The 18,162-nt window shown below is 45.4% G+C and carries 18 protein-coding genes and 2 pseudogenes; 8 read left to right on the plus strand and 12 right to left on the minus strand.

Annotation, left to right across the window (positions count from 1 at the left end; genetic code table 11):
• Positions 1–54: 54 nt before the first annotated feature.
• The 9 genes and pseudogenes from ACP4IT_RS00535 to ACP4IT_RS00575 all read right to left on the minus strand — a co-directional run.
• A pseudogene (locus tag ACP4IT_RS00535) lies at positions 55–1,167 on the minus strand (TIGR03111 family XrtG-associated glycosyltransferase); the annotation flags it as partial.
• Positions 1,167–1,766 carry an exosortase family protein XrtG gene (xrtG, locus tag ACP4IT_RS00540; protein ID WP_011667619.1) on the minus strand — a complete coding sequence of 200 codons (600 nt, stop codon included), beginning with the start codon at positions 1,764–1,766 and terminating at the stop codon, positions 1,167–1,169. The gene xrtG and the pseudogene ACP4IT_RS00535, both read right to left, overlap by 1 nt.
• A gap of 117 nt (positions 1,767–1,883) precedes the next feature.
• Positions 1,884–3,103, minus strand: a pseudogene (locus ACP4IT_RS00545) (Firmicu-CTERM sorting domain-containing protein).
• A gap of 305 nt (positions 3,104–3,408) precedes the next feature.
• Entirely contained in the window at positions 3,409–3,612 is a 204-nt protein-coding gene (locus tag ACP4IT_RS00550; protein ID WP_011667621.1) for a helix-turn-helix domain-containing protein, read from the minus strand.
• A gap of 19 nt (positions 3,613–3,631) precedes the next feature.
• A complete protein-coding gene (locus tag ACP4IT_RS00555) occupies positions 3,632–3,967 on the minus strand; it encodes a DUF2975 domain-containing protein (protein WP_011667622.1) in 336 nt (111 codons plus the stop codon).
• A complete protein-coding gene (locus ACP4IT_RS00560) occupies positions 3,915–4,187 on the minus strand; it encodes a hypothetical protein (RefSeq protein WP_128491834.1) in 273 nt (90 codons plus the stop codon). The genes ACP4IT_RS00555 and ACP4IT_RS00560 overlap by 53 nt, the downstream gene beginning before the upstream one ends.
• 172 nt (positions 4,188–4,359) lie before the next feature.
• A complete protein-coding gene (gene glpK, locus ACP4IT_RS00565; RefSeq protein WP_011667623.1) occupies positions 4,360–5,862 on the minus strand; it encodes a glycerol kinase GlpK in 1,503 nt (500 codons plus the stop codon).
• 174 nt (positions 5,863–6,036) lie between these two features.
• On the minus strand, positions 6,037–6,225 hold the full coding sequence (locus ACP4IT_RS00570; protein WP_011667624.1) for a 2-hydroxymuconate tautomerase: 189 nt from the start codon (positions 6,223–6,225) through the stop codon (positions 6,037–6,039).
• 82 nt (positions 6,226–6,307) lie between these two features.
• Positions 6,308–7,192 carry a YitT family protein gene (locus ACP4IT_RS00575; RefSeq protein ID WP_011667625.1) on the minus strand — a complete coding sequence of 295 codons (885 nt, stop codon included), beginning with the start codon at positions 7,190–7,192 and terminating at the stop codon, positions 6,308–6,310.
• A 279-nt stretch (positions 7,193–7,471) separates the two neighbouring features.
• On the opposite strand from ACP4IT_RS00575, the gene ACP4IT_RS00580 reads away from it, so the two are divergent.
• The 3 genes from ACP4IT_RS00580 (at position 7,472) to ACP4IT_RS00590 (ending at position 11,430) form a co-directional block, all read left to right on the plus strand.
• Positions 7,472–8,887 carry a C69 family dipeptidase gene (locus tag ACP4IT_RS00580; RefSeq protein ID WP_015473687.1) on the plus strand — a complete coding sequence of 472 codons (1,416 nt, stop codon included), beginning with the start codon at positions 7,472–7,474 and terminating at the stop codon, positions 8,885–8,887.
• 45 nt (positions 8,888–8,932) lie between these two features.
• Entirely contained in the window at positions 8,933–10,441 is a 1,509-nt protein-coding gene (gene yjeM / locus ACP4IT_RS00585) for a glutamate/gamma-aminobutyrate family transporter YjeM (RefSeq protein ID WP_156646569.1), read from the plus strand.
• Between the two features lie 164 nt (positions 10,442–10,605).
• Complete coding sequence (locus ACP4IT_RS00590; RefSeq protein ID WP_011667628.1) at positions 10,606–11,430, plus strand: helix-turn-helix domain-containing protein; 825 nt, start codon at positions 10,606–10,608, stop codon at positions 11,428–11,430.
• Positions 11,431–11,514: 84 nt separating this feature from the next.
• On the opposite strand, the gene ACP4IT_RS00595 is transcribed toward ACP4IT_RS00590, so the two are convergent.
• Complete coding sequence (locus ACP4IT_RS00595; protein ID WP_024855035.1) at positions 11,515–11,847, minus strand: hypothetical protein; 333 nt, start codon at positions 11,845–11,847, stop codon at positions 11,515–11,517.
• On the opposite strand from ACP4IT_RS00595, the gene ACP4IT_RS00600 reads away from it, so the two are divergent.
• The 3 genes from ACP4IT_RS00600 (at position 11,835) to ACP4IT_RS00610 (ending at position 13,387) form a co-directional block, all read left to right on the plus strand.
• Positions 11,835–12,095 (plus strand): hypothetical protein, encoded by a 261-nt coding sequence (locus ACP4IT_RS00600; protein ID WP_024855036.1) that lies wholly within the window; start codon positions 11,835–11,837, stop codon positions 12,093–12,095. The two genes, ACP4IT_RS00595 and ACP4IT_RS00600, sit on opposite strands and share 13 nt — an antisense overlap.
• Positions 12,096–12,214: 119 nt before the next feature.
• Complete coding sequence (locus ACP4IT_RS00605; RefSeq protein WP_011667629.1) at positions 12,215–12,637, plus strand: SRPBCC family protein; 423 nt, start codon at positions 12,215–12,217, stop codon at positions 12,635–12,637.
• 204 nt (positions 12,638–12,841) lie between these two features.
• On the plus strand, positions 12,842–13,387 hold the full coding sequence (locus tag ACP4IT_RS00610; protein ID WP_107696633.1) for a GNAT family N-acetyltransferase: 546 nt from the start codon (positions 12,842–12,844) through the stop codon (positions 13,385–13,387).
• Positions 13,388–13,480: 93 nt separating this feature from the next.
• Here ACP4IT_RS00610 and ACP4IT_RS00615 read toward each other — a convergent pair whose 3' ends face one another.
• A complete protein-coding gene (locus ACP4IT_RS00615) occupies positions 13,481–14,947 on the minus strand; it encodes a catalase (protein ID WP_011667631.1) in 1,467 nt (488 codons plus the stop codon).
• A 557-nt stretch (positions 14,948–15,504) separates the two neighbouring features.
• On the opposite strand from ACP4IT_RS00615, the gene rsgA reads away from it, so the two are divergent.
• Entirely contained in the window at positions 15,505–16,542 is a 1,038-nt protein-coding gene (rsgA, locus tag ACP4IT_RS00620) for a ribosome small subunit-dependent GTPase A (RefSeq protein WP_052951375.1), read from the plus strand.
• A 133-nt stretch (positions 16,543–16,675) separates the two neighbouring features.
• Here rsgA and ACP4IT_RS00625 read toward each other — a convergent pair whose 3' ends face one another.
• The gene (locus ACP4IT_RS00625) at positions 16,676–17,683 is read right to left on the minus strand and encodes an aldo/keto reductase (protein ID WP_047021765.1); all 1,008 of its coding nucleotides are present in this window, start codon (positions 17,681–17,683) and stop codon (positions 16,676–16,678) included.
• A gap of 111 nt (positions 17,684–17,794) precedes the next feature.
• Between ACP4IT_RS00625 and ACP4IT_RS00630 the strand changes: the two genes are divergently transcribed.
• The gene (locus tag ACP4IT_RS00630; RefSeq protein ID WP_011667634.1) at positions 17,795–18,148 is read left to right on the plus strand and encodes a MerR family transcriptional regulator; all 354 of its coding nucleotides are present in this window, start codon (positions 17,795–17,797) and stop codon (positions 18,146–18,148) included.
• Positions 18,149–18,162: the final 14 nt, after the last annotated feature.

Here is an 18,162-nt window from a genome sequence, read left to right on the forward strand (position 1 = left end):
TGCCCAGCAAGCACCACCCCGAGCATGAGGCTACCAGTTAATAGCCGTTTTTTACGGTTGTAACAGGATGCTCACACTCACAAAGTTGACCACTGCAACGACAACGTATAGGGCATAAATCAACAGGTATGACAACAGCAGAATCAGTGATGAATAACCAAAGGCAATTAAAACGACTGTGGCAAATGTCCAGATCATTCTGGGAAATGTAAACGTATGGTCAATCATCATTCGTCGAACTAAGAAGTTTTTAAAAAATCGTTTTAAACTAGCCGTTTGCTTCATATAGTTTTCGGTAACTTCCAACTCACCACGCTGGCGTTGCGTATACAGTTCAGAAAAACCAGAGATCGGCTCAACATAAAAGATGGCATCGGCACAAATAACCACTTTTTTACCTAACCGGGTACGAATCTGAAACGTCATATCCGTGTCCTCACCGATGGTATCAATATCATACAAGAACGTCTCCATTAAGACTTCCCGTCGGAATGCTGAAAATGCACCGGACATGGTAAATAACTGATCGCGTGACGCTTCAATCGTTCGCCCCGATAAGAAGGCCTGCGCGTACTCATAGTATTCGTTCTTGGCCAATAACCGGTGACCGAACCCCTTGACCTTTTGAACCAGTTCCTCTTTTGGTAGGATCGCGCCAGTCATAGCCGCAATACTTAAGTCATTTTCAAAACGCAATACCATATTCTTAACAGCATTCTTTTCTAACAACCCATCGTTGTCAATATTAATCACGTAAATACCAATACTTTCGTAAATCGCCGTATTTAACGCCCGGGCTTTCCCCTTATCAGTATTCACATAACGTAAAATCAATTCAGGAAAGGTGTTTTGTGCCCGGGCATACGCTCCGAAGCTGCCATCGGTACTCTGATTGTCAGCTAGAATAATTTGCATGGCCTCTTTAGGATAGGTTTGCTCATTAATTGATTGAATACACTCAAACAGCGTGTCCTCCGAGTTATAAACGGGAACAATGATCGTCACCCACGGCCACTTACCAGGCGGCGTTAATTTCGGCTCATGACGATGAAAGTGCATCAGCTTAGCCGTTGAGATCAAAGCCGGGATAATTTCAACCACAATGGGGATCAGCGCCCAAGTAATCCAGAAGCCCATCCGCGTCAAGGTTAAATTGATCCAGTACATCACAACTTTTCTTGCCTCCAATCAATGAATTCCCGATAGATACCTCGTGCCAATTGCGAATACGTGAAGACATTGTAATACAGTGCAATCACCAAAACATAAAATAGTAACCGACCAATCACGGAGTGGGCTAGGAAAAAGGTCTCACCACCGCCAAAGTGCACGATGATAATCACAACCACCAGCCGTAAAACATTGATTGCATAGATATACAGCACACCGAAGACCGCGTAGAAGACTTTTTCCTTTCGCTGATACATCGGGAAGAAGACCACCAAGGCTACGAAGGCACACGTCTCAATAATGCCTGAGCACTCGTAATCAATTGACATCACTACGGGATTGCCCGTATTAGTAATATAAACCAATCCCATTTTGAACATAATCGTACACCAACGTGACAAGGTGCCAAATAAAGCCACACCGTGAATCACGGCATGCGTAAAAAACCATACCCAATATGGCCGGCTAATCGCGGTTAAAATGAAAAAAAGCCCGGCACTCCCCACAATAAAATAGAAGGCAGATAACCGCGCTCGCTTGAGCACCGAAAGTCCATATAGCCATATCACAATGCCCAATAGGATTTTGATATTCATACGTATCCGTCCTAATTAATCAACTTATCAAACGTTCTCGTTAGCCAATTACCGTCAGCTCACCACTTTGATCGTGGCAATCACTAACTATCAATCACAAGCCATCATCATACCACACTATTTACCGGAAGTGGATGTTTTTGATCGACCAAGCCTACCGGATTTACGTAACCGCCAGTAACCTAGTCCCGCAATAACCACACCGATTCCAGCAATGACATACGGCCCAGTTAAACCACCGGCCACCGTCACTTTTTCATTACCAATATTTGGATTATACATCGTAATCGTTTGTCCAGTCATTGTCGATAGATTGAACTTTCTTAGATCCACTTTAAATTCAGCAATATTATGACCATCTTCGGAAGAGACATAACCATCACCAACGGTGCCGTATTGGCCGCCTTCGTTCCATTTACCGCCAGTAAAGCTGACAACCTTAGCATCGCCCGCACTCACCGGACTAATTGGCATTTCCTTAGACCAGACGTAGTACTTCTGACCACCAATATCAAAGTTATAGTCACCATAGCCCGGAACTAAGCCATACTTCATTTTGACATAAACGTAGACGTAATTGCCGTCACTAACCATGGCGGTATAGCCATTGTACCCTTCAGTTAAGGTCACATGCTTCCAGTCAGCAAACTTACCGTCAATCACAATATTTAAGTTATCATTATCGTTATTGGCATTACCGTCCGTGGTAGTCGTTGCCTTAGACGATTGGTCTTCTTTACCCGCAATCACACCAGTTTCACTTGATGAGCTCGCACTATCGCTAGTCGCCGCGTTCGTCAGATCGTCAACCGTTGTTGAAGCCGAGTCACTACCAATGTTGGGATTGGCCATCGTGACGGATTTGCCATTAGCCGCTTTCGTCAAGCCCAAAGCCGTCAAATCCACTCGAAATTCCGCAAGGTTGTGCGTGCCATCATTTGATACATAGCCAGTTCCCACAGTACCATACTGCGTGCCTTCATTGGTCTTACCACCAGTAAACGTCACCTTTTTAGTTTCCCCTTTACTGACGTTACTTGGAACATTATCTGACCAAATGTAGTATTTTGCCCGTCAATCGTGAAATTATAATCCCCATAACCAGGTACGGGACCATTTTTCATCTTCACGTAAACCTCAACGTATTTCCCGGAACTCGCAAGTGCCGTGTCCCCATTATAGCCTTCAGTTAAATTAGCATCTTGCCAATCGGAAAAATTGCCATCAATGGTCACTGATGAACTAGCCGCTGCCGCCAACGTTGGTTCCGTGACGATTGCCGTTCCTGCAAGTCCTAACGCCACTGCTCCAGCTAAAATAATCTTTTGTAATTTCATAAAGTCCCTGCTCCCAAAAAAAGTTCACGACCCAGCTTTCCCGCCAGTCGTTTTATCTTCATTTACGTTATATGATGATTGAAATATATTGCTCACAATCATCATCAGCATTAATTAATAAGCATAACTAACGCTACCAGATACGCGAATCTGGGCGATTTTTACGCGTTGGCGAGCCCCCATCGAAAGAGAGTGGAACCTGGCTGACGGGATTAGGCCGGAACTAGTTGTCTTTCAGCGCACGTTTTGGTACCCAATACTCGGCAACGCAAAAGAGGTCGAGACTTTTGTCCCCGACCCCTCAATTACTCTTCAACGTATTGTAGAATATCACCTGGCTGACAATCCAGTGCCTGACAAATCTTCTCTAATGTACTGAACCGGATTGCCTTAGCCTTGCCCGTTTTCAAAATTGATAAATTGGCAGGTGTAATGCCGACCAACTGGGCCAATTCTTGGCTACTGATGTTATGTTCTGCCATCACAACGTTTAGCGTTAATTTAATCACACCGTCACCTTCCCATCATTCAAACGGTCAAGTCATTCTCAGCCTTGATGTCCATCGCATGCTGGTACGTCACATAGATGGCTCCCAAGGCAATCGCGACAAACAAATCATCGAAACAAGTCGGCCACGTTGCCGAAGCAACACCATTGTTAATGCGGAAAAACCAACTACTAGGCAGCTGGTTCCCACTAGCCATAAACACATCGGCCATCACCATTGTTTTTAACGAGCCAACATTCTCTGTAGAAAAATAGTGTTGTTGATCAATATTTTCCAAAATTTCCAATAACGCTCGCAAGAACTTAATACCAGCCCATACATTGATGGCAATCCCAATGGCCATCAAAAATAGCATATGGCCAACTGGGAAAACTCTGCATCACGGCCGCAGAAATGACATGCCTTCCTGGCGTCAATAAAAAATCATCCCCGGTTAAAATACTATTAACGATACGGCCGGAAATTGCTTCGTATAGGTAATAAAACGGTACGATAAAGCAAAGATACATGAAGAACACTGCAATATTACCAAAAATCATAATCGCGTTTAGTCCTGCACTCAACCACTTTGACATGATTAGCATCTCCCTTTTATTCATTTTCGATAATAGCATATCGATAAACGATAATCAATAATTGTTTCTCAATAATTTTAACGTTTAACTAACCATAGCATTTATATCCCATGCCTATTTTCTGAGGGCACAAAAAAAGCCGGCCAACGCCGACTTTTTGCTATCTGCTCCATTATTCTTGATGGAAAGCTTGCGTTGCCTTAATGGCTGCCTGCCAACCGCTATAACATTTTTGCCGTTTATCTTCCGCCATCAGTGGCGTAAATTCTTCACCCGTCTGATGCATATCACGAATAGCTGCTAAGTTAGGCCAGAAACCAACCGCTAAGCCAGCCAAGTAGGCAGCACCAAGCGCAGTTGTTTCATTAATTGCTGCCCGTTTGATTGGGGTATTTAAAATATCCGCTTGGAACTGCATTAAGAAATCGTTATTCGACGCGCCGCCATCTACACTTAACGATTGTAGATTCAAACCGGCCTCCTGGACCATCGTGTCCACAACGTCTCGAGTTTGATAAGCGATAGCTTCGACCGTCGCCCGCACGAATTGTTCGCGCGTGGTTCCCCGCGTCAAACCAAATACAGCCCCGCGAGTTTCTTGATTCCAGTAAGGGGCACCCAGACCTGTAAAGGCCGGCACAACATAAACATCACCCGCCGTTTGTGCGTCCACCGCCATTTTTTCGGACTCGCTAGCGTGATCGAAGAAGCGCATCCCATCACGTAGCCACTGAACCGCAGACCCCGCTACGAAGATGGACCCTTCTAGCGCGTACGTGACCTTGCCATCGATCCCGTAAGCAATCGTGGTTAACAAGCCATTGTGTGAAAGCGTAGGTTCTTCCCCCGTATTCATCACGATGAAGGCCCCAGTTCCGTAAGTGTTTTTGATCATCCCTTTGTCAAAGGCCGTTTGCCCAAATAAGGCGGCCTGTTGGTCCCCAGCAATCCCCGCAATGGGTACTTGAACACCACTAAAGGTATAGCCAGCGGTATAGCCATAAATTTCAGAGGACGACCGAACTTCTGGTAACATTGCCGCGGGGATATTTAACCAATCTAGGATTTCGTGATCCCACGTCAAATCATGAATATTATACAACATGGTCCGACTCGCATTGGTGTAGTCCGTCGCATGCACGCGGCCGCCCGTTAATTTCCACAAAATCCACGTATCAATTGTTCCGAATAACAGCTCACCCCGTTCAGCACGCTCCTGCGCGCCATCGACGTGATCCAAAATCCAGCGAATCTTCGTCGCCGAGAAATAGGAATCAATAACTAATCCCGTTTTTTCATGGATGGCTTCTTGATAGCCATCTGCTTTCAGTTGATCGGCAATTTCGTTAGTTTGCTTAGACTGCCACACAACTGCATGGTAGATCGGCTCACCCGTCCTTTTATCCCAAATAATCGTTGTTTCCCGCTGATTCGTAATCCCAATTCCCCGGACCTTATACGGTTGAACATCAGAATCAATTAGAGCATCAGAAATGACTGATTGAACTGCGTTCCAAATTTCATTGGCGTCATGTTCAACCCAACCGGGCTTGGGGAAGTACTGATGAAACTCCCGCTGTGCCTGTCCCGCGATTTGGCCGTGCCGGTCGAATAAAATAGCCCGGGTACTCGTCGTCCCTTCGTCAATTGCCATCATGTATTGTTGATCATTCATTGTTCGACTCTCCATTCATTCGTTGTTAGCAACGGCCTTATTTTGCCGTGATGTCGCACATGCTTCTAGTATACCGAAAAGTCACGGCTACGCCAATTACTTTTCCAAATGAAACCGCCACCAAGCTGAATTTATCGGCATTGGTGGCGGTTTATAAGTTTTCACAAATGTTTTTTATTTTTCGTCGCTCTTCAAAACGCCGGCCACGCCGTAACGGTTAGGTTGCATTTCACGTAAAATAACGTGGACGTGTTCAGCAGGGGCCCCTGTATTTTTAGTCACAGCGGTCGTCACGTCTTGAACTAAAGCCTTGAGTTGGTCTTGTGAACGACCAGCAATTAAGTCGATGTTTACGATTGGCATTGAGTTTCGTTCCCTTCTCTTCTTAGATACCCATTATTATACCGGTTCTGGTAGCTCGGAGCAATTTTATTATAACCACTCGTTATTTTTGATGCTGCCGTAATTTTAATTGGGCCGTTTCATCATAAAAATTCCCTTCGATGTCGACCGTGTTCACTAAGTTAACAAACGCATGGGGATCAACGTCTTTAACCGCATGTTCCAATTCGTACAGCTCATAACGAGAAATCACGGTCATCAACACGGCACTTTCTTTACGGGTGTAGGCCCCAAACGATGGCATCACGGTGATACCTCGAATTAAACGTTGATTCAACTCGGCAATAACGGCATCTTGCTGGGTTGTCACAATAAACGCTGTCAGTTTTTGATGCCGCGTGTGAATGCTATCAACTACCCGTGACATGGCATAAATCGAAATAATCGTATACAGTGCACTTTCCCAGCCAAAGAGAAATCCTGCCACAATCACAATGCCAAAATTAATGATCATCATCAGCGTCCCAATTGTCCGCCCGGTCGTCTTCTCCAAAACCACGGCAACAATATCCATACCACCAGTGGAAAACCCATTCTTCAACGGATAAGCCACGCCGACACCCGTTAAGATACCACCAAACAGTGCCGCTAATAACGAGTTGTTGGAAATATTTGAAACGGGCACCACAATGGCTAACACCGAAGTCAAAACCGCGACCATAATTGAATAGACTGTGAAACCACGGCCAACCTTGAACCATCCCAATAACCCAATTGGAATGTTAAACAGCAAAATAAACCACCCAGTACTCACATGAATACCGCCCATTTGTAGCAAAGTTGCGATAATTTGTGAGACCCCGTTAATCCCGGCACTGAAAATCTTACCCGGTACCAGAAATTCATTTAGCGCAATGGCCGTAATCAATGCCGAGCCAATCATAATTAAAAGGTGTTTGCCCACCTCACGGCGACTCTTTTCTAACATAATTCTCATTATTCGCCCCTTTCGCAGGATAGTCGTTTTCATTATTTAACCACATCCCCCAGCACTTGACCAGTGAAACTATACGTCTGGTTGGGCCACTTGGAAAACCCAAATGGCAATTTACCCGGTACTTCGGTCTCCACGGAGACTGTATAAATATTTGCTTTTATGAGAATAATAAACAAAATAATTAAAATACTCCCGAAATTAAGCGACAATAATCTAATCATGCTAAAATAGGAATGTAATTTTATTCAAGATTTTGAAAGGAGCGCTCCCATGAATTATTCCGCTTGTACCAGTATCTTAGTTGGCCCGCAGGCAACAATGGACGGGTCCGTTTTGATCGGTCGTAATGAAGATGCTAAAGCCGCTTGGCCCAAGCATTTCATCGTACATCCCGCCACAACCGTTGCTACCCCACCACAGTTTGTCAGCACAGACAATGGCTTCACTATGCCATTGCCAACACAGGCCGCCAAATACACAGCCACACCTGAATGGACTGACAAGTACGGTCTATTCGAAGAGGACGGCATTAATGAATACGGTGTCGCCATGAGTGCCACTGAAAGTACCTATTCTAATGAACGCGTCTTGGGCGCTGATCCGCTAGTTAAGGACGGCCTAGGTGAAGAGGCTATGGTTACTGTCGTCTTACCCTACGTGAAGACGGCCCGAGAAGGTGTTGCCCGACTCGGTCAACTGATCGAACAATACGGAACAAATGAATCTAATGGGATTTTGTTTGCTGACCAACAAGAAGCCTGGTACCTAGAGACCGGTGCTGGTCATTACTGGGTAGCTCAACGTATCCCAGCTAACGCTTATGCAGTCGTAGCTAACCAGATGGCTATCCAAGCCGTCGACTTTGCCGATGCGGATAACTTCATGTTTGCTAAAAATCTGCAAGCATTTGTGACCGATAATCACTTAAATCCCCATCCAGACCGTTTTATTTGGCGTGAAATCTTTGGGACCCAAGATCAATCCGATTTGTACTACAATACCCCACGGGTTTGGTACGGTCAGAAGCGATTCACACCCCAAGTCTCACAGGAACCGCAATCATTTGATTTGCCTTTTATTCAATACGCCGATCGACTTTTATCGGTTGATGACGCGCAACAATATCTAAGTAGCCACTTTGAGGAGACACCTTACGATCCTGTGGGATCAGGGACCGCTGAACAGAAACATCGCTTCCGACCCGTTAGTCTCGCCAAAACGCAAGAATCGCACGTCTTACAGCTGCGACCAAATATGACTCCCGGCTTGGCCGGCATTCAGTGGTTGGCCATGGGCGTCGGTGCCCAAAGTGTTTACGTGCCCTTCTACGCTGGCATCGATAGTACTCCGGAAGCCTATCACTTGGGCACCGAAACTTACGATTCAAAGTCTGCCTACTGGACTTACAAGTTAGTGAGTGTGTTGCTAGATGCCCACTACCATACCGCTTTGCCTACAGTCAGTGAGACGCAAAAGGCCTTGCGAATTGCCTTCAAACAGGCAGTCCAAGAAACGGACCGTGGGGCACAGACTCTCAGTGGCACTGAACTTAGTCGCTACCTGACCCAACGCTCTAACGAAGTCGCTGAACTGGGATTGAAGCGTTATCGCGAGCTAGCTGCAACGTTAATTACACGAGCGACCGATCTTGGGCCGTTGAACTACCACCAAGATTTAAACTTATAATCGAAGCTGAGACAATCCTCACTTCAAATGGGAGATAATTTAATCATGGAAAAGCAAAAAAAGATTGGCGTCTTTAGTCTGATCTTAATGATCTTTTCGTCAATTTATGGTTTTGCCAACACAACTGTGGCCTTTGATCAAATGGGCTACGCTAGTATCATTTGGTACATCTTAGCCGCCTTACTGTTCTTCTTACCGAGTGCATTAATGCTAGCCGAATACGGTTCCGCCTTCAAGGAAGCCAAGGGGGGCATCTACTCGTGGCTAGCCGGATCAATTGGGGAAAAATGGGCCTTTATTGGCACATTTATTTGGTTATCCTCTTGGATTATTTGGATGTTATCCACGGCGACTAAAGTCTGGATCCCCTTATCAACGTTAATTTCTGGGAGTGATCAAACGCAAACGTGGTCATTTCTAGGATTATCCTCTACACAGACGGTGGGGCTCCTCGGGATTATCTGGATTCTAGCGGTCACCTTCTTCGCCTCTCGGGGCGTCAAGTCAATCGCCCGCATCTCCTCTATCGGCGGGATGTTCGTGATGTTTCTCACCGCTCTCTTCTTTGTTGCTAGCATCGTCATTCTCTTCTTAAATGGTGGTCAGCTAGCTGAACCGATCGATGGCGTTCACAGTTTTGCCACTTCACCAAATCCCCAATTCTCCTCGCCAATGGCCCTCGTTTCTTTCATTACTTATGCGGTCTTTGCCTACGCCGGTATGGAATCAATGGGTGGGATTACGGATAGTATGGATAAGCCTGAAAAAACGTTCCCCCGCGGCTTGATTATCTCTACCATTGCCATTACCATTATGTACTCGCTCTCTATCTTCCTCTGGGGGATCAGTACTAACTGGACGGCTGTGCTTGGTAAAAACCAAGTCAACTTGGGAAACATTACTTACGTCTTAATGAACAATCTCGGTCTTGAATTGGGTAAAGCGATGGGCTTATCTGGGGCAACAGCCATCACATTAGGTCATCTATTAGCTCGTTTGACCGGGTTAAGCATGTTTATGGCTTACTTAGGGTCCTTCTTTGTCCTCATCTATTCACCACTGAAATCATTTATCTTAGGATCATCGCCTAATTTATGGCCTAAAAAGATGACTAAGCTCAATAAAGCTGGCATGCCGGCTTACTCCATGTGGATTCAAGCAATTGTAGTGGCTGTCTTCATCTTCCTAGTCGCCTTTGGAGGCTCCGCAGCTAACCAATTTTACTTGATTCTAACGGACATGGGGAATGTCTCCACCTCCTTCCCTTATCTCTTCTTGATTGGTGCCTTTCCTTTCTTTAAACGCCGGCAAGATTTGGAACGACCATTTGTCATCTTCAAAAGTCGCTTCTGGACAGATGCCATTGTCACGGTCGTGATGATTGTCTTAATCGGTGGGATTGGATTTACTTGTCTCCAACCAATTATGGAACATGATTATATGACGGCTTTCTGGACCATCATCGGTCCAATCTTCTTCGGGGCTGTCGCTTGGATCTTCTATCGTGGCGCACAAAAGCGTTCTACTTCAGTCGACTCAGCTAACGAAAACTAAGTCAATTTATCTTTCAAGAGTCCGGGACAGCAGTTCCGGACTCTTTGTATTTTTAAATATCGGGAACTGAAACGGCGGCGTTGTTTACCAGGGGGAAGTCATTCTATGGTCATATCGCGCTAACCTTTGCTATTATTGAGACTAAACGAGAGGAGCTGAGGAGAATGCCTTCACAATTAGGGATTACCCTAAAACAAGTCCGATTGCAGCAACACCTATCACAAGCTACCGTGGCAACCGGCATTTGCGCTCAGTCCATGCTATCGGCCATTGAAAACGGCAAATACACCCCTAACGCGACGCTGTTAATGCGCCTGTGTCAGCGGCTGAAAATTAGCCTTGACCAATTAAGTCTCGCTGAGAATTTTACCATCAGTGATCTTGAACAGATAAACGACCGACTCGCCAAATTATGTAATCACCACCGTTACGCCGATCTACGAGAATTCTTACTGACTGATGCCGTTCAAGCACGCTTGACAACAGATGTCCAGCTTGCAGCCTATTACTATTATCTAGGCATCACCGATTTTCAACTCGGTCACCTAACCGATGCACAGCAGCAATTTCAGCTCGCCCTCGCCAGTGCCCCAGCACAACACCGGACCACCCTTAGTCGGTTATGTTGGATGTCCTTGGCGCTTATTCATGCGAGTCGCCAACAGGCTAACGCCAGTGAGGAAGCCATGACACAGGCAGTCACGCAACTCAAAACGGCCCCCTATGAAGCTAACTTAAATAGTCTCTTCTACTTAGCAGCGGTTAGCCACTTAAAGTTAAACCAACTAACGATCGCAGCTCAGTGGCTCGAGCGGGGAATTGACTTTGCGACTGACCATGACTCACATTACATGCTAGCCAATGATTATCATTTACTGGCGGTTATTGCCAGTCGAAGCGAACAAATAGACCAGCAACGGACCGCCCAAGCAACTGAACACGTCCTAACCACTTTGTTTCACGAGTCCATTTACGATCGACTAGACTAAGACGTTCAACTTAAAAAGCGACTGCAGAATTCTGACAATTCCGCAGTCGCTTTTTAAGTAATGAACCGTAACATCTTATACCATTTATCGACCTAATTGCTGCATGGCCGGTAAGATGAGATCATTTACCAATCGTGTGATTTCAATTTCTCCAGGGATTGCCCCACCGATCATTGTCACATACCGAATCTGATTAAACATGGCCAATAACGTAGCCTGGGGTGGCGTGCGTAAAAGCTCATGACGGCGTCTGGCGTTTTCTACGACTTGCTGCATTAAGGTCAGATTAGCCGTTGTTGATAACGATAAGATTTTAGCTAATTGCCGTTGATCCTGCTCATCAACAGCTAAGCTAAAAAGTTGCCGAAAGTATTGGGAAACACCCGCCGTCGCCGCTTGTGCAAATGACGTTCCCAACAAGCGTCACCCTTACGCAGGACCAACGGCAATCATCCAACCCTGCTATCCCTACAAAACACGTTCAGCTCAGACTCACCTACGATCCACAAACTAAACAGCTCCTGGGCGCCCAAGTTCTAGCAGATGGCAATATTGACGAACTAATCAACCTATTGGCACTAGCACTGCAAGCTCAGCAAACACTCGCGGACCTAGCCGTCGCCGATTTTTATATGTCACCGGGTAAAAATGATCTCCCCATCTGATAAATGCCGCCGCTATGACCGCCTACCGTCAGGAAAAATAACACTTATCAGGATACTGATTTTCTTCGTGCGTTTCAGTCAGCTAGAATAACCTCATCATCTAAAGGAGGTAATCGCTTATGACTGACCAAAAACTTTTTATTAATACCGTTCTCATCCCTGCTGATGCTACTCGGGTTCATGCCACACTGACTAACCCACAAAATCTACTGAAATGGGTACCAGAAATCACGGCCGTTGACCCCGAAACCAATGTATTTGTCATCACCCGAACCCGGGCGGCCATTAATCAACATGAAGTCCTGACCGTCACTAGTAACGCGACCACTGTCACTTATACGAGCCGTGAGGGCCGCTTGCCTTATCAACTTGTCTTCACAATCGTTGGCCAAGCCAGCCAAACCTTGCTGCAGGAAACCTTGTTCGTGCCCCGTAATACTGGCCTACCCTTGACATTACTGTCACCAATCGCTAAACACGCGTTGAAACAAAACCTAGAAATGCTCGCCATACTGTTGCGCCGACCAGCCATGCCAGACTAACTAATAGCGGATTGACAGACAACTAAAATGACCCGAGATTATCAATTTGGCAATCTTGGGTCATTTTTGTGCAACTGAGTGCGTCAACTGATAGTCAACTTGTCAAAACCTCCCGATGTGCTATATTAGATATACACGTTTAATCATAAACTCATTTTCTCATTAATTATTCATTTTATAATAACTTGAATCGAGCTGAATTCTATGGAAAATCTACATCTGACTGACCATCTGGCGTTAGTTGCTCCTATTTCACCGCTAGCAGCGGACCTGTATGCGCTAATTGCCGCCGACAGAGTCAATTTAAGTCGCTGGTTACCTTGGGCCAACACCATGCATGAGGTCGCCGATGAAGCGGCATTTCTTACCTACGCGCAAGGGCAAATAGCAGCTCATCAGCTGTGGCTAGCTATCATCACCGTCAACGGGAAGCCGGCCGGCATGATTGACTTGCACGACAAAAAGGATGGTCATGCTGATGTCGGTTACTGGTTGGGACGCCCGTATCGGGGACATGGTTACATCAGTCAAAGTCTCCAAGCACTGGAAAAGTTAGCTTTCAACGATTGGCAACTAAACAAGCTTCAGATTCTCACGGTTCCTGACAATATCGCCAGCCAAGCTGTGGCTAAAAGTAATCATTACCACTGCGACGCTCGACTGCCCAAACATATCCCCACGTTAGCTGGTGACTATCAAGACGCTATTATCTTTTCCAAATTACGTCAAGACTGGTTAACACAAATTTAGTCCGCAGCCACTAAAATAAACCGGTATTTCAGCACTTAACTGAAAATACCGGTTTATTTTTAATGACTGCCCTAATCAGCCCAGTTATCTGATCTAGTGCGTTGTATCAAATGGGTAGTCCTTAATTTCATCTAATTTTAGGCCCAGCCCTTTGGCAACTGCCAACCCATAATCATGATCTGCTTCATAGAACTGAGCCGTCTCTAATCGCTTAACGTCATGGCTCTTAACTTGTCCCAGATTCATGACAATGGTTTCAATTAACCGTTGTCGTTCATCGGCTGGTAACAAACGGTAAAGTTTTCCAGCGGCCCGACCATAATCTGTTTGATAGGCATAGTTACCGGCCTTTCCAGAAACAGTGTATGGTGTCAGCCGACCAGCAGGATCTTCTTGCGGGCCCCCCTGACTATTCGGTTCATAGTTAACTTGATCCCCGTGATTATCCGTTTGCATGAACCCATCGCGCTCATAATTATTCGGATGATTAAGTGGTCGATTAGCTGGCAACTGCTCGTAGTTAACCCCTAACCGGTAACGCGCTGCATCCTTATAAGCAAACAGCCGACCCTGCAATAACTTATCGGGAGAAGGTTCAATTCCGGGTACCAAATTAGCCGGTGAAAAGGCAGCTTCCTCAACACCTTCAAAGTAATTATCAGGATTTTTATTTAGTGTGAACTCACCAATCTCAATCAACGGATAATCTTTTTGAGAAACAACTTGCGTCACATCAAAAATGTCAGCTGGATAATCGAGACCTGCCTGTTCAGGAATCACCTGTACACAAACTTTCCAGGTTGGAAAATCGCCGGCTTCAATTGCGTGATATAAATCAGCTTGCAGGTAATCGGGGTTCTCTCCGGCTAGACGCTGAGCGACATCGTTGGATAAGTTCTGAATGCCTTGAGCCGTCCGGAAATGATACTTCACCCAAAAGACTTCACCCGCTTCATTCACCCATTTGAATGTGTGAGACCCATAACCATGCATCTTACGGTAGGAAGCCGGAATCCCCCGATCACTCATCAGAATCGTGACTTGGTGAACCGATTCGGGTGAGTGGGCCCAGAAGTCCCATTGCATATCTTGTGAACGCTCGTGTGTTCGTGGATCACGCTTTTGTGAATGAATAAAATCTGGAAACTTCAATGGGTCATTGACAAAGAATACCGGTGTATTATTTCCCACGATGTCGTAATTCCCATCATCTGTGTAAAACCGGAGTGCAAACCCCCGGACATCTCTAACTGTATCTGCTGAACCCATTTCTCCGGCCACTTGAGAAAAGCGAATCCGCATGGGAACTGATTTCCCCATCTCAGTAAAAATCTTGGCTTTGGTATATTGATGCATATCTTTAGTTAGTCGAAAAGTACCTTCCGCACCGGCACCTTTGGCATGAACCACTCGTTCTGGAATCCGTTCGCGGTTAAAGTGCGCCAACTTTTCCAATAAATTATAATCTTGTATGAGAACAGGCCCGCGTTGTCCGGCCGTTAGAGAGTGTTCATTGTCTCCCCACGGTTGGCCCGCTGAGTTTTTTAAATCTTCACGCATTAGAAATTCCCCCTAAAGTGATTTTGGTACAAACCTAGTTTATTCATTTGGTAAATCCATGTAAAGAAAAGACACCTTGTGAACTTATACCGGGGTACTATTAATCACTCTATCGCTTATTTGTTGGGGGTTAACTGATACTTACTTCAATAAACAAACTAATCAATTTTTATTACGGCTATTGCCAATTTTTGCGTGATGAAAGCTCTATGTGATAAGTAATCCGTGAACAAATGAAACGCTTTAGCACTACTTTCTTCCCGTTAATTTCGTTGACAACTACCTATCAATTGACTATCCTTAACCGCAATTAAGATATTTACTCAGGAGGAACTGCGATATGATTGACGCAACCGATTCACACCATCATCGTTGCTGTGAAACAATTACGAAATGGATCGATCCAAAATAATTGAATAACGTGTGTCCTCACAGCACTCGGTTGGCGTGATCTTCTAAGCTGTTGATAGGCTTCTTATGATTTATGTTATCGTTAACACGCGGCGCTAATGTAAATCAATTTTGAAGATGACAACCAAAAGTAAGGACTTTTAAAATTGAGCAATTCTAATCTACTTTCCTATGGTGTAACGTCAACATTAATCCACCAATTTGCTGATATTTCTGATCGTCAAGTAGGCCGCATTGTTCGTCAAGAACGGCAACAATATCAGGTCATCACCGCCGTTGGCGTTGTATCGGCACAGACTAGTGGTCGATTTAACCACCACGTTCTCGATACTAGTGATTTCCCGGTCATTGGTGACTTTGTCGGTATACAGCTAACGCCTACTAAAGATGCGGCAATTATTCACCAAGAGCTTCCTCGAAACAGTTTGTTTGTGCGGCAAGCGGCAGGAACCACTCACCAAGTTCAGAGCGTAGCTGCTAATGTTAACGTCGCACTAATTTGCATGTCACTCAACCATGATTTTAATCCGCATCGATTGGAACGCTACTTAACCGTTTGTTGGGATAGTGGCGCCACGCCAGTCGTTGTGCTAACGAAATCCGACTTATGTTCGGACACTGAAGCCAAACTCGCAGTCATTGCACCAATGACTTTGGGAGTGACGGTTTTAACAACCACGACAACGACTGCAAATGGGTTGGCTCCCCTTCAAACGTTTCTTCAAGCCGGACAAACATTTGCCCTGTTAGGCTCATCGGGTGTGGGAAAATCAATCTTGATCAATCGATTATTAGGGAAAACCATCATTACAACCGATGGTTTGCGAAACGATGATAAGGGACACCACACCACCACCTCCCGTGAGTTGTATCAATTATCATCTGGGGCTCTCATGATTGATACCCCTGGCATGCGGGCTTTGGGATTATGGGGGGCGGATACAGGTTTGGCGCAAAATTTTTCAGATGTCGCTGATCTAATTCGCCACTGCCGGTTCCGTAATTGTCATCATCAAACTGAGCCAGGATGTGCCGTGAAAGCGGCTTTAGCAACGGGACAACTGACTACTGAACGTGGGCAATCCTATCAAAAGCTTCAGGCCGAAAATGCCTATAGTCATGATACTCAGGCTTATTTGGCACAAAAACAACGTACTGAAGTAGCTAATGCCAAACAAATCTGACAAATTTATCACCCTAAACATTACTAGATTTTAATTGATTGCTATTAAAAGAACGATGGTCTACCACAACTGGTAACCATCGTTTTTAGATTACTTTTCATTTTCGAAAACAGTACCATAACCAGTTTCTGAGTTACTTTTTCTGGTCAATTAAAATCGTCCCGGCCGCTGGATTATGGTCAAGAGCCCCGACAATTGGATGTGGCCTGTATAAATCTTCTAAGTAATCAATGTCGGCTGTAGTTAGTTTGACCGATAATGCGGCAACAGCTTCGTCTAAATGGCTAGTCTTGGTTGAACCGACAATCGGTGCGGCGACGCCCTTAGCCCACTGCCAGGCCAAGGCAATCTGCGTCATCGATACCTGATACTTGTGGGCTAATTCAGCGACTCGCGCCACGATCCGCTGGTCTTCCGTTTCAGTACGATCGTATTTTCCCATAGCGACCCGATCCGTTTGACTGCGCAAGGTATCCACTTGCCAAGCAGAATGGCTAAGATGACCGGCCGCTAGTGGGCTGTAAGGCGTCAACGAGACTCCCTGCTGTTGACAAATCGGAATCAATTCTCGCTCATCTTCTCGGTATAATAAATTATAATGATTCTCCATCGTCTGAAATTGCGCCCAACCGCGATCCTTAGCAACCTGTTGCATATTGTTGAACTGATACCCGTACATAGCTGACGCCCCAATGGCCCGAACTTTGCCGGCCGTTACCAGTTCATTCAAAGCCGCCATGGTTTCCTCAATTGGGGTGTCATAATCAAAGCGATGGATGATATACAAGTCCAAATAATCAGTTCCCAAACGCTTCAGCGTACCATCAATTTCATGATGAATAGCTTTAGCTGACAATCGTCCGGGATTGAAATAAACTTTAGATGCCAAGACTACTTGATCCCGAGCAACTCGTTGCGCCTTGAGTGCCCGACCCAAATACGTTTCACTAGTTCCAGCCGAATAGCCATTGGCCGTATCAAAAAAATTAATGCCTAAGGATAACGCGTGGCTAATGACCCGTTCACTAGCCGGATAATCTAACGTCCAATCATGCATCGTGCCCGGCTGACCGAAGCTCATCGCGCCAACGCAAATCTTAGACGCCATAATCTCTGTGTGCCCTAACTTCGTGTATTGCATAGGTGTCTATCCTCCTAAAATTACGATCATTTGCCAACTGTCTAGCTGATTTACCTGCTATTGCAAAGCCTACCACTTGAAGTAAACTTTAAGTCAAGAAGGTGATTATCTTTGAAAATTGAAACTGTGGCTCAACGTTACCACATCTCAACATCAGCCATTCGTTACTACGAACAACAGGGACTTATCGGCCCCATTAACCGCATCAACGGTATCCGGGACTTCAACACTACTGATTTGGAAAGAATGGACTTCATCCTCTGCGTCAAACAATGTGGAATGACGATCAAGCAAATGAAGCAGTTCATCGCTACCTACGAACAAGGTGATAGTACGCTGCGTGAACGCTTGACTATTCTCCAAACCCAGTTAAGCGCATCGGAAGAGCAACTCACAACATTAACCCAGTCCATTAGCCATCTAAAGCAAAAGATTGGCGATATTCACATCCGTCTTGCTGAGTAAACTAAAAATAGCAG

It is taken from the genome of Levilactobacillus sp. LN180102, assembly GCF_050106635.1.
Classification (GTDB): Bacteria; Bacillota; Bacilli; order Lactobacillales; family Lactobacillaceae; genus Levilactobacillus; species Levilactobacillus brevis.